General features: G+C 41.2%; 9 protein-coding genes. 4 read left to right on the top strand and 5 right to left on the bottom strand.

Annotation, left to right across the window (positions count from 1 at the left end; all coding sequences use genetic code 11):
- The first annotated feature begins 2 nt into the window (after positions 1-2).
- Positions 3-1,388 (top strand): alkaline phosphatase family protein, encoded by a 1,386-nt coding sequence (locus CKW03_RS03700; RefSeq protein ID WP_093098578.1) that lies wholly within the window; start codon positions 3-5, stop codon positions 1,386-1,388.
- A gap of 93 nt (positions 1,389-1,481) precedes the next feature.
- Positions 1,482-3,020, top strand: coding sequence for a hypothetical protein (locus CKW03_RS03695; protein WP_093098576.1), 1,539 nt, complete (start codon positions 1,482-1,484; stop codon positions 3,018-3,020).
- Between the two features lie 207 nt (positions 3,021-3,227).
- Here the strand turns inward: CKW03_RS03695 and CKW03_RS03690 are convergent, their stop codons facing one another.
- From CKW03_RS03690 to CKW03_RS03680, 3 genes are read right to left on the bottom strand one after another with little or no spacing between them, the layout of a single operon-like run.
- On the bottom strand, positions 3,228-4,670 hold the full coding sequence (locus CKW03_RS03690) for an MFS transporter (RefSeq protein ID WP_093098575.1): 1,443 nt from the start codon (positions 4,668-4,670) through the stop codon (positions 3,228-3,230).
- Between the two features lie 30 nt (positions 4,671-4,700).
- Positions 4,701-5,870 carry a mannonate dehydratase gene (gene uxuA / locus CKW03_RS03685; RefSeq protein WP_093098573.1) on the bottom strand — a complete coding sequence of 390 codons (1,170 nt, stop codon included), beginning with the start codon at positions 5,868-5,870 and terminating at the stop codon, positions 4,701-4,703.
- A gap of 1 nt (position 5,871) precedes the next feature.
- Positions 5,872-6,693 carry an SDR family oxidoreductase gene (locus CKW03_RS03680; protein ID WP_093098572.1) on the bottom strand — a complete coding sequence of 274 codons (822 nt, stop codon included), beginning with the start codon at positions 6,691-6,693 and terminating at the stop codon, positions 5,872-5,874.
- A gap of 141 nt (positions 6,694-6,834) precedes the next feature.
- Between CKW03_RS03680 and CKW03_RS03675 the strand changes: the two genes are divergently transcribed.
- Positions 6,835-7,827, top strand: coding sequence for a sugar kinase (locus CKW03_RS03675; protein WP_093098570.1), 993 nt, complete (start codon positions 6,835-6,837; stop codon positions 7,825-7,827).
- Position 7,828: 1 nt separating this feature from the next.
- A complete protein-coding gene (locus CKW03_RS03670; RefSeq protein ID WP_093099053.1) occupies positions 7,829-8,479 on the top strand; it encodes a beta/alpha barrel domain-containing protein in 651 nt (216 codons plus the stop codon).
- Between the two features lie 4 nt (positions 8,480-8,483).
- On the opposite strand, the gene CKW03_RS03665 is transcribed toward CKW03_RS03670, so the two are convergent.
- Positions 8,484-9,164, bottom strand: coding sequence for an MgtC/SapB family protein (locus CKW03_RS03665; RefSeq protein ID WP_093098569.1), 681 nt, complete (start codon positions 9,162-9,164; stop codon positions 8,484-8,486).
- Positions 9,165-9,296: 132 nt separating this feature from the next.
- Complete coding sequence (rpoC, locus tag CKW03_RS03660) at positions 9,297-13,574, bottom strand: DNA-directed RNA polymerase subunit beta' (RefSeq protein WP_093098567.1); 4,278 nt, start codon at positions 13,572-13,574, stop codon at positions 9,297-9,299.
- Positions 13,575-13,604 lie beyond the last annotated feature (30 nt).

Here is a 13,604-nt window from a genome sequence, read left to right as displayed (position 1 = left end):
ATATGAAGAGAATTGCTGTTATTGATATTGTTGGGCTTTCAAGTTCCGTAATTGGAGAACATACCCCGTTCATTGAGAAATTCATTAAACAGAATAAGCTACGTAAGATAAAACCGGTTTTGCCTGCATTGACCACATCTGCCCAAACAACCTATTTGACGGGCGTGGCACCGAGTGAACATGGCATCGTTGGAAATGGGTGGTACGATCATACCGATTCAGAGATAAAATTCTGGAAACAATCCAACAAATTGGTGCAAGGAGAAAACATCTGGGTGACCGGAAAGAAACAGAATCCTGCATTTACCTGTGCACAGATGTTCTGGTGGTACAATATGTATAATGATGCGGACTTCTCAGCTACGCCAAGACCAAACTACTTGGCCGATGGGCGGAAGATGCCGGATTGCTATGCTTACCCCAGCAGCCTGCGCGATGAATTGACGGAGAAATTCGGAAAATTCCCTTTATTCAACTTTTGGGGTCCCAATGCCAATATCACCTCTTCCAACTGGATCGCGGATGCGGCCATGTATGTGGAGGAGAAGCATCAACCGACTTTAAACCTTATTTATCTCCCGCATTTGGATTATTGTTTGCAGAAATATGGTCCTAAAGGCGAAGGTGTAGCAGCAGAGTTGAAACAAATCGATCATTTGGTTGAAAAGCTTACCACCTTCTTCCAAAAAAGAAACGTGGAAGTGATCCTATTGTCGGAATACGGAATTGGCCCAGTCGATCAACCTATCCATATCAACAGAATCCTTCGCAAAGAAGGACTAATCGATATCCGAATTGAAAGAGGATTGGAACTATTGGATGCTGGAGCATCTGAAGCTTTTGCGGTCTCTGACCATCAAATAGCACATGTATATACTAAAACACAGGAAACTAGAGATAAACTCAAGACCTTATTATCGAAGGTCGCTGGCGTAGCCAAAGTATTGGATAAGGAAGAACAAAAGGCTTATCAAATCGACCATGAACGTTCAGGAGATTTGGTCCTATTAGCAAATCCTAACGCCTGGTTTACCTATTATTTCTGGGAAGATGATGCTGTGGCACCGGACTATGCGAGAATGGTAGACATCCACAAAAAACCGGGCTATGATCCGGTGGAAATGTTCATGACCTCCAAGTCTAGGGCAATCGGTAAACTTATCTTGAAGAAAATAGGCTTTGCAGCCGTTTTGGATATTACTCCATTAGATGCTTCATTGGTGAAAGGTTCTCATGGCATTGTAGATGTAGACGCTGAATACTACCCGATCTTAATTGGGGATTTTGATGGATTGGAGGAAAATGTTGAACCCACTTCCATCAAGCAAATTCTCTTGAACAAGATTTTTGTAGATAAAAAAGTGCAAGAAACAGTTGTTTCTCAATAAATGTAGATGTTATGTAAATAGCCTGCAGATGAATTGTTAAAGATCAATAGGATATTCTTTTGCATCTTTAATTCAAACAAATACAGCGCTATTATGTCGTATCATGCTATAGAAAATTTAGTGGAAGATGCCGTTCATCTCCTAGAACGAACTGATCTTCCTGCCGCGGAACAACGTAAAATCATTTTCAATCTCTACCAATTCCAAAATCGATTTGATACGAGTTTTACGGTTTTACGTTGTTTCCCGTATTTGGAAAAAATCGGTTTTATCAAGAAGCTTCCCATTGATCAACATCCTGATTATAAAAACAACCCTGAATATTTCAAAAACCTAGAAGATTCTGACTGGATCCTCAGTGATGTCAACAATGAGGAGGCTGATGTTGTCTTTCAGGAGGATGGATATATTTTCCCTGAGTATGGTTCCGAAACCTGGAAAAGATTGCTGGATGCTGGCCATTGGAAAGAAGCCCCTGAAAAACTGGAGCATATCCCCATTCCTAAATTGATTGCTGAGATGATCGAACTATCCAAGCAGCAAGACGACAAGCAACTGATGCATAATTTTTACTTGGCTTTTGTCAATGCCTATCTAGAAGCTGATATAGGTACAGAGGACGGCTTGGCAAAAGATTTTGAACAATGGATCAACAATCCTGAATTGATCAAGTTACATGAACTCCTAACCCAATATGATTTACTAAAGATCAAGAAGAAAGATACCGATTTTGAAGTCCCAAGACTGTCAGATGAATTATCCACGCTAGTAGATCCTGATGAAAGAGCCAAGGTTAGTTTTTTGATGGACCCTAAAAAATCTATTGAAAAAATATATGCTAGCTACCAAAAGGAAAAAAAGGCTACCTTAGAATTACCTCATCATATCGAGACGATCTCAACCGTGGTTAAGGAAGCCATGGAAAAAAGTTCTTGGACATTTTTAAGTGAAAATATTGAACGCCCATTAAGTTTATACAATTGGGTATGGTACAAAGATCTTTCCGTAGCAAATAGACCAAGTCGTATTTTCACAGAAATAAGCTTAGATGTAGAATTGAGTTCTATTTTTGCCAAACAATATATACAGCATGCATTGCTACTTGAATGGCAAGGCAAGTCGCTTAGTATGGATTTGGAAGATGCACAATTTAAGACTAACCCTTTCGAGCTAATTGAAGATAATGAAGTCGAAAAAAACCTCAACTTCTTAGGCTTATGGGTTCTGCCACTTAAATCTTCAGAGAAAAGAATCGCAACCTCCACCCAGAAATTCATGCAATACCTTGATGGATTAGGCACAGGCTATCTAGACCGGATAAATAAAGAGTTTCCAAAGGCTTTCTTTTCTAAGTCCTTTGCTTCGTATATCAAAATATTCGAATCCATGACACCGATCGATGATTTCTTATTGATCAATGACCTGTATTCCATTAGCACGTTATTTATCTATAACTTGATTCAACAAGGTAAAGAAAAAGAAGCCCTGAAAATTTATGACACTATGGAAGGACGATTGACAGACCGTTTTAGAGAAAATATTCCGTGGTATAAGAATGAATTTTTACCCTTTATCAAAGCTATAAAAGCAGGTGAAAAACCAGCATTGCCTGCTATGTTCAGGAAGGATTAAAAGAAATTCTTATCAGTATTTATTGCTTCGGAAAAGAGCAAAATGTTAATTTATTTTTTGCAAGAAGTATCGAATCTATTCTACTGCGCAACAGTAAGATTTCGATCAAAGATTGAACAGTTTTATTCGGACCTTATTCGAGACATATTCGAGACACATTCGGAAAATTCCGAATGTGTCTCGAATAAGATCAAGCAAATTCCTTTATTAAGAAAGGTGAATAAGTTTCATTTTTGGAACCAATATTCGCATAATTGTCCAAGCCAATAAATAGGCGATCGAACAGACTGCAAAGATGATAAAGTAACCCGATTCAATCCCCTCGAATCCAAAAACTTTCATATTGGTTTGTTCGGCATAATCGAACAATACCCCTGAAACTTTATTGATCAGGAAAGAACCAACTCCGCCAGCAAGACCACTGATACCTGTCACCGTGGCAATAGCTTTCTTTGGGAACATATCACCTACGGCTGAGAATATGTTTGCAGACCATGATTGATGAGCTGCTGCACTGATACCGATCAGGATAACTGGAAACCAATACGAATATTCGCCCAATGGTTGTGCAAAAAGGATCAATAAGGGGAAGAAAGCAAAGATCAGCATGGCTCTCATACGTCCTGCATACACTTCCATCCCTTTCTTTTCCACAAAATAGGTGGGTAGCCAGCCGCCGATAATGGACAACATGGTAATGGCATACAGAACAAATATAGCAACCTGTCCTTCTATATCCGAGGATTTAATATCATAAACCGAACTTAAATAGGCCGGGAACCAAAACAAAAGAAACCACCATACGCCATCGGTCAGGAACTTGCCAAAGATGAGTGCCCAGGTTTGTTTGAACTTTAGGCATTCTCGTATGGAGACCTTGGCTTTTACGGGCTTATCCGCTTCGGTTACTTCTCCATGATCGACATCCTGTTTGATGTAAGCCAACTCAGCGGCATTGACGCGTGGGTTTTCTTCTGGTTTTTTGTACATAAACTGCCAGAAACCCATCCAAATGAAACCTAAGGCTCCAATTATAATAAACGACATTTCCCAGCCGTATTTGGCTGCAATAACCGGAATGATCAAAGGAGCCAAAAGTGCCCCAATGGTAGTGCCCGAATTAAAGATGGATGTGGAAAATGCCCTGTCTTTTTTTGGAAAGTATTCTACACAGGCCTTCATGGCTGCCGGAAAATTTCCGCCCTCCCCTAATGCCAAAATGATACGCGCAAAGATAAAGACAGTGACCGAGATGTTAACCACTTTGGTGACATCCTCGATACCAGCGATGATTTCCTTGGCCCGTCCGAAAGTAACCAACCATTCTCCTGCTAATACCCCTGAAGTGATCATGCCACAGAATGCATGTAGGATAGCACCTACCGACCAGATCGCAATCGCCCATAAATAGCCTTTCTTTGTTCCAAGCTTATCGATAAATCGACCGGACAACAACATGGAAATGGCATAGACAATGGAGAAAATGGCCGCAACGTTACCATAGTCATTGTTGGTCCAATGAAATTCTGGGGCAATAAAGTCTTTCCAGGTCAGAGAAAGCACTTGCCTATCCAGGTAATTGATGGTCGTTGCGAAAAATATCAGTGCACAAACCGTCCACCTATATTTCGTAGGTTTACTTGTATCCATAATTTGTTGTTTATGTGGGTAGATCCTTGGTTAAGATCTCAAAATTCCTAATTCTAAACCTCGCAATTCTGCAAGGCCACGAAGCCTTCCAATGGCTGAATAGCCTGGATTGGTCACTTTATTGATGTCATCAAGCATTTGATGCCCATGATCGGGTCTAAATGGAATCGCCAAATCTCTGCGTTGGTTTTCTTCACTTAAGCCCTTAACGATCGCATACATATCCACATCCCCATCCAAGTGGTCTGCTTCATAGAAGCTGCCTAGGGCATCGCGCTTCACATTGCGCAGATGGGCAAAGTATACGCGGTGCTTCACCTTGTCCAAGATCTGTGGGAGATTGTTTTGAGGTCCAGCTCCTAAAGAACCGGTACAGAAACAAATCCCATTGAAATCCCTTGGTTGCTCTGAAATGATGTAGACCAAATCCTCTTCGTTGCTGACCACTCTAGGAAGCCCCAGGATAGCGTAAGGCGGATCGTCGGGGTGAATGGTCATCTTGATTCCATTGGCCTCACAGGTGTCCGCAATGGCACCTAGGAAATGGAGCAAGTTCTGTTTCAATCCTTCCCTTCCAATATTTTTATAAATATTGATGCTGTTTTGTAAGGATTCTAAGCTGATATCCCCTTCCCCGGGAATTCCCATCAGGATATTGAACTGTAGATCCGTTTTCTCTTCCTCAGTCATCTTGCTGAATTTCTCTTCAGCCAACTGTTGGATCTCTTGGCTATAGTCTTGGGCCGCTGCCTCTCTTTTTAAGATATAGATATCGAAGATCGCAAGATCGATCCAATCAAAATAGAGCGCCTTAGATCCATCTTTCATGATCAAATCCAATTGCGTGCGGGTCCAATCCAAAACAGGCATAAAATTATAACAGATAGTCTTGATGCCGCAGGAGGCTAGATTTTGTAAGGATTGCTTGTAGCGTTCGATATATTGGTCTGCATCTGCAGATCTTGTTTTAATGGCTTCATGGACCGGTACCGATTCAACAACGGACCAAGTCAGTCCAGCTTCTTCAATAATCCTTTTCCTTTCCTGTATGTCCTCTAGAGGCCATACCTCACCGTGGGGGATATGATGCAATGCCGAAACTATGCCAGTAGCTCCAGCCTGCTTCACATCTTGCAAGGATACCGGATCGTTAGGTCCGTACCATCGCCAAGTTTGTTCTAAGAATTTTTTGTTTTCCATATTATACGCCACACCAAGAGTTAAAGCCACCGTCCACAAAGATTATTTCTCCAGATACGAATGCCGATGCATCGCTGAGTAGATAGACTAAGGTTCCTTCTAATTCTGATGGATCCCCTAACCTTCTGTATGGTGTTCCATTGATGAATTTCTGTGCCCTATCGGTATAGCTACCATCTGGATTGGTCAGTAAAGTTTTGTTTTGCTCGGTCAAGAAGACTCCAGGTGCAATCGCATTGACACGCACCTTATCGCCATAGCGAAGCGCCAATTCGGTGGACATCCACTTCGTGAATCCATCAATAGCATGCTTGGCAACGGTATAGCCCAAAACGCGGGTCAATGGTCTTGACGCAGCCAAGGAGGATATATTGATGATGGAACCTTTGCCTTTTACTGCGATGAGTTCCCCAAAGATCAAGGTTGGAATAATGGTACCGTAAAGGTTAAGCTCAATCGCTTTGATGGTATCTTGGATTTTATTGTCAAATATATTTTGATCATCAGCGATCGTGGCACCTGGAATGTTACCTCCCACGGCATTGATCAGGCCGTCAATGCTGCCATAGCGATTTACGATCAGTTGTTTGGCATCTTTAACAGACTGCTCATCCATCACATCGGCAACAATGCCTATTGCCTCTGCACCGAGGTCATTGGCCATGCTGATACGTTCATTGATTTTTTCTTGGTTTCTCCCGATAATACAGATTTTAGCGCCGGCCTCAGCCAATGCTTTGACAAAGGATTTGCCTAAAATCCCAGTGCCTCCTGTAATAACGATAACTTTATCTTTTAGGGAGAATTTATCTAGAATACTCATAGTTTATAGTTGATTATTATCCAATAATACAGAAATTATAGCGAAAAATCGGCAATGTAAACAGGATTATTACTTAAACGTTTTCGTAAAAACGCTGCAACAATCCATCAAAAACTATTATATTGTTGTTCAGTTTGACCTATGCCACAGATATTAACATTCGGTGAAGTATTGTACCGCCTTCAAAGCCTCAGTGAGTCCATTTTTGAAGGGGGAAATAATCGTCTAAAAGTTTTCCCCGGTGGTTCAGAAGCCAATGTGTCCGTTGGTTTGGCCCAAATGGGAGATCAGGTCCAGTTCTGCTCTGCATTTCCGGATAATACCTTAGCAAATGAGCTTAAAGATAGTATCCAGAATTTAGGAGTGGATTGCTCTAAGGCGATCCGCTTTGGGGATCGTATTGGGAGCTATATCCTGCTTTCTGCTAATGGATTGAGTAGCGGTGAGGTGGTATATGACCGAAAGTATTCCAGCTTTAGCCAGTTAAAGCCTGAGAATATCGATTTTGATCTCCTCTTTCAAGATGTAGATTGGTTTCACTGGTCGGCATTGACACCAGCGCTTTCCCAAGATATGGCAGACCTGATGAAGCAAGTGCTGAAGGAAGCGGATCAAAGAGGGATTACTATTTCTGTAGACCTTAATTACCGCAGCAAGCTTTGGAAATATGGCAAGGAGCCCTTGGAAATCATGCCGAAATTGGCTGCGTATTGCGATGTTATCATGGGAAATATTTGGGCTGCGCAAAACATGCTCGATAGCCCCGTTGAAATAGGATTAAACCGACAAACAACCAAAGAAATTTATTTTAACAGTTCCCAAATATCTGCAAAGCATATTTTTGAAACTTTCCCTAAGGCGAAACATATCGCCAATACCTTTCGGTTCATGGACCATTCAAAACATAACCTGTTTTATGGCACCTACCATAGCAGAAATGAAGACAGCATCTCAGAGACTTTTGAGACGGAAGCTGTGGTTGATAGGATCGGTAGTGGCGATGCTTTTATGGCGGGATTGATCCATGCTTTGAGAAAAGGATTCTCTGCGCAGGAAATCATTAACTTTGCTACCGGAGCAGGTTATCAAAAGTTATTTGTGGAAGGAGATTTTGGAAATGGAAAAGCAAACTAAGATGAAAGAAGAAATTATCAAAGATATCATTCGAAATCCGGTCATTCCTGTTTTCTATCATGATGACGTCAATACCTGTATTCAGATTCTAAAAAGTTGTTATGAAGGCGGTATTCGGGTATTTGAGTTTGTGAACCGAGGAAATGAAGCCGAACAGAATTTTAAAGCTCTGCGAAACTATAAGGAAGAGCATTTTCCGGATCTAAGACTAGGTATTGGGACGATAATGCATGCGGATGATGCAGATCGATTTATCGAACTGGGAGCCGACTTCTTGGTCAGTCCTATTTTTTCAGAATGTGTCGCAAGTAGTGCCAATAAGAATAACATCCTTTGGATTCCGGGCTGCATGACTCCTACCGAGATTGCAGAGGCTCAGTTAGCCGGCTGTACCTTTGTGAAATTATTCCCGGGTGAAACTCTTGGTCCTGGCTTTCTGAAAAGCATCAAGCCTATCTTTCCTAAATTGAGATTTATGCCTACAGGTGGTGTGGATTGTACGGAAGAAAGCATCAACAAATGGTTTGAAGCCGGAGTAAGTGCCGTAGGATTAGGTTCTAAATTGTTTGTAAAAGTGGGTGGAAATTATGAATATGGACAGATTGCTGAAAGCTGCAGCAAACTATTGACCTGGGCAAAAAGAGAGGTTTGATCTGTTAAAGACTGATCTCTACCAACTGCTTGTTTTCAAGGATAGATCTTTCGAACTTCCTGATATTCCTTTTATCGATCAGAACCTCAATATCAATCGTCAATAAATCTGCAGACATGGTCTGCTTTTTTATTTTGACATGCTTGGCAAGTGGCTTGATTTCAGACAACAATTGATCTTTGGCATCCAGGTCTTCTCTTTTCATACTGACACTCACCAATCGCACGATGTTATGGATCACATATTTATTCAATAAAGGACCTGATACGATAATGGCAAAACAAGCCAAAAGGAAAATGGCAGCGATCACATATACGCCAAAGCCGATGGCCATCCCAATGGCTGCAGACATCCAGATAATACTGGCAGTAGTCAACCCATTCACATTCACGCCATCCTTAAAGATTACCCCTGCACCTAAAAAACCAATCCCTGAAACCACATAGGAGGCTATACGGGTAGCGTCCTCAGATTCCCCAGCTCCCAACTTGAAAGACAGCAAAGAAAACAGGGTACTCCCCAGACAGATAATAGAAATGGTCTTGAAGCCCGCCGATTTATCCTTCCACTCGCGCTCAAATCCCAATACGAATCCAGCACAGAGTGACAATACGGCTTTCAACAAGTCATTCCAATCCCAAACAAATTGATTGATAATAAAGTCGATAGATGCGATGTCAGTCATAATCAGAGGAACAAATATAAGATGAAATTGTTAATAAAAATCTTTAATTCATCCAAAAACAAAAAAGCTCGGCTACAGGAGCCGAGCTTTTTTTATTTCCATTAGGAAGTTTAATTCCTAAATCTTTCTGTATTAATCTTCTTCTTTAGAAGCCAACAACTGATCGTATTCTTCACGAGAACCAACGATGATGTTGCTGTATTGACGTAAACCTGTACCTGAAGGGATTAAGTGTCCAACAATAACGTTTTCTTTCAATCCTAATAAGTTATCACGTTTACCTGCGATAGCAGCTTCGTTCAACACTTTGGTAGTTTCCTGGAAGGAAGCAGCAGAGATAAACGATTTCGTACCTAATGAAGCTCTTGTAATACCTTGCAACAATGGACTAGAAGTAGCTGGAATGGCATCGCGCACTTCCACTAATTTCAAGTCTTGACGTTTCAAGCTAGAGTTTTCTTCACGTAATTTACGAAGATTTACGATCTGTCCTGGACGCAATGATTTAGAATCACCTGCATCTACAACCACTTTCTTGTCGTAAAGTGAATCGTTTTCTTCCATGAAGTCCCATTTGTTTACAGCTTCTTTTTCTAAGAAACGAGTATCTCCTGGATCTTCGATGTTCACTTTTTGCATCATTTGGTGAACGATGGTTTCAAAGTGTTTATCGTTGATCTTCACACCTTGCAGACGGTAAACCTCTTGGATACCATTCACAATGTATTCTTGAACTGCAGAAGGACCTTTGATCGATAAGATGTCTGAAGGAGAAATCTGACCATCTGAAAGCGGCATACCCGCTTTGATAAAGTCATTATCCTGTACCAAGATGTGTTTCGAAAGTGGAACTAAGTATTTCTTCACCTGTCCGTCACGGGACTCAATAGAGATCTCACGGTTACCACGTTTAACACCACCTAAAGTTACAACACCATCGATTTCAGTAACAACTGCTGGGTTTGAAGGATTACGAGCCTCGAACAACTCCGTTACACGAGGAAGACCACCCGTAATATCTCGGGTCTTACCTGTAGAACGAGGGATCTTAACTAAGATCGCACCTTCTTTTACTTTTTGTCCATCAGATACCGAAACGTGTGCTCCTACTGGAATGTTATATGAACGGATGATTTCGCCTTTGTTATCCAATACTTTGATCATCGGGTTTTTAGTCTTATCACGAGTCTCAATGATCACTTTCTCTTTGTGTCCAGTTTGCTCATCAGATTCCTCACGGTAAGTAATACCTTCGATAATCGCATCAAATTCTACCTTACCTGCAAATTCAGAGATAATTACAGCGTTGTATGGATCCCAGTCAACCAACTTAGTTCCTTTATCAACTTTCTCTCCTTCTTTAACGTATAGGTTCGATCCATAAGGAATGATTTGTTGGTAAAGGACTTTCTTGTCGTCATTTACAACTTTAATCTCTCCTGAACGACCCAATACAACTTGGTAAGGACCAAATTCACCTTCTTTTTCTACTGTACGAACGTTCTCAAATTCGATTTTACCATCGTATTTAGAGATGATCGAAGATTCAGCAGCAATGTTAGATGCCGTACCACCGACGTGGAATGTACGAAGTGTCAACTGTGTACCCGGCTCACCGATTGATTGAGCAGCAATTACACCAACCGCTTCACCTAATTGAACACGTTTACCTGACGCTAAGTTACGTCCGTAACAACATGCACAAACTCCACGCTTAGACTCACAAGTTAATACAGAACGGATTTCAACTCCTTCAATTCCTGCATTCTCGATTGCCTCAGCAATTTCTTCAGTGATATCATCATTTGCAGCAACGATCAATTCGTCTGTCTCAGGATGTACAACATCGTTCAATGGCGTACGTCCTAAAATACGGTCGTACAATGGTTCAACGATATCGTCATTATCCTTAAGCGCTGTTGTATAGATACCGCGTAAACCGTTACAGTCTTGCTCAACAACAATCATATCTTGAGCAACGTCATGTAAACGACGAGTTAAGTAACCCGCATCGGCTGTTTTCAACGCTGTATCGGCAAGACCTTTACGCGCACCGTGGGTAGAGATAAAGTACTCCAATACTGACAAACCTTCTTTGAAGTTTGAAAGGATCGGGTTTTCGATAATCTCACCACCTGAAGTACCTGATTTCTGAGGTTTCGCCATCAAACCACGCATACCGCATAACTGACGGATCTGCTCTTTCGAACCACGAGCTCCTGAATCCAACATCATGTAAACAGAGTTGAAACCTTGGTTGTCGTTCGAAAGGATATCCATAACGTGCGCTGTCAACTTGTTGTTGATACGTGTCCAGATATCGATGATTTGGTTATAACGTTCGTTGTTCGTAATGAAACCCATGTTATAGTTGTTCATTACTTCTTCAACTTCGTTTGTAGCTTGAGTGATCAAATCAGCTTTCGCAGCAGGGATGTTCAAATCTTGAAGGTTGAACGATAGACCACCTTTGAATGCTGTTTGGAATCCTAATTCTTTCATGTCATCCAAGAATTTCGCTGCACGAGCCATACCCGTGTTCTTTACGATCTCTCCAATGACATTACGAAGTGATTTCTTAGTCAATAATTCATTGATGTAACCTACCTCTTCTGGAACGATTTGGTTGAAGATCACACGACCCACAGTCGTTTCAATGATTTGATCTTTGAATTCTCCTTCTTTAGTCTTAACACGAGCTTTAACTTTGATAAACGAGTGAAGATCTACTTTTGCTTCATTCAAGGCAATGATTACCTCTTCTGCTGAATAGAAAGTACTTCCTTCACCTTTCATCACGAGGCTATCGTCAGTTTTACGGCCTTTAGTAATATAGTAAAGACCCAATACCATATCTTGTGATGGTACTGTAACTGGAGAACCGTTTGCAGGGTTAAGAATGTTATGTGCTGCCAACATCAAGATTTGGGCTTCCAAAATTGCAGCATTACCTAAAGGTAAGTGAACTGCCATCTGGTCACCGTCGAAATCGGCGTTGAACGCTGTACACACTAATGGGTGTAATTGGATAGCTTTACCCTCAACCAAAGTCGGTTGGAAAGCCTGGATACCCAAACGGTGAAGCGTAGGTGCACGGTTTAGTAATACTGGGTGACCTTTCAATACGTTCTCAAGGATATCCCATACTACTGGATCTTTGCGATCTACAATTTTCTTCGCTGACTTCACTGTCTTTACGATTCCTCTTTCGATCATCTTACGGATGATGAACGGTTTATAAAGCTCAGCAGCCATATCTTTAGGAAGACCACACTCGTGTAATTTCAAGTGAGGACCAACGACGATTACCGAACGAGCCGAGTAGTCAACACGTTTACCTAATAAGTTCTGACGGAAACGACCTTGCTTACCTTTAAGGATATCCGATAAAGATTTCAAAGCACGGTTACCTTCAGTCTTAACCGCATTTACCTTACGTGAGTTATCGAATAACGAGTCAACTGCTTCTTGAAGCATACGTTTCTCGTTACGTAAGATTACCTCTGGCGCTTTGATCTCGATCAAACGCTTCAAACGGTTGTTACGGATAATTACACGACGGTAAAGGTCATTTAAGTCTGAAGTCGCAAAACGACCACCATCCAAAGGAACTAAAGGACGTAACTCTGGTGGGATAATAGGTACAATCTTAACGATCATCCATTCCGGACGGTTTTCGATATGATCATTAGCACCACGGAAAGCCTCTACAACGTGAAGACGTTTCAACGCCTCGTTTTTACGTTGTTGGGAAGTTTCGTTAGCTGCTTGGTGACGAAGATCGTATGACAATTGGTCTAAGTCTAGACGTTTCAATAAATCTTCCAATGCCTCTGCACCCATCTTAGCGATGAATTTCTGAGGATCGTTGTCATCCAAGTATTGGTTTTCTTTCGGAAGAGTATCTAAAATATCTAAATATTCCTCTTCTGTCAAGAAATCCATGTATGAAATACCATCTTCTTCTTTGATACCAGCTTGGATAACCACGTATCTTTCGTAGTAGATGATCATATCCAACTTCTTCGTTGGAAGGCCTAATAAATAACCAATTTTGTTAGGTAGAGAACGGAAGTACCAGATATGAGCAACCGGAACCACCAAGTTGATGTGTCCCATACGCTCACGACGTACTTTCTTCTCTGTAACTTCAACACCACAACGGTCACAAACGATCCCTTTATAACGGATACGCTTGTACTTACCACAGTGACATTCGTAGTCTTTTACTGGACCGAAAATACGCTCACAGAATAGACCATCACGTTCTGGTTTATAAGTACGGTAGTTGATAGTTTCTGGTTTAGTAACCTCACCACTTGAACGCTCCAAAATAGTCTCTGGAGAAGCTAAGCTGATCGTAATCGATGTAAAGTTACTTTTGATTTTGTTATCTTTTTTGTAAGACATACTTAGTAAAAAGTTAAAGCTGTATGTGAA

The organism is Sphingobacterium mizutaii (assembly GCF_900187125.1).
GTDB lineage: Bacteria > Bacteroidota > Bacteroidia > Sphingobacteriales > Sphingobacteriaceae > Sphingobacterium > Sphingobacterium mizutaii.
Note: the sequence above shows the minus strand (reverse complement) of the source record. Positions and strands in the feature narration are given on the sequence as shown.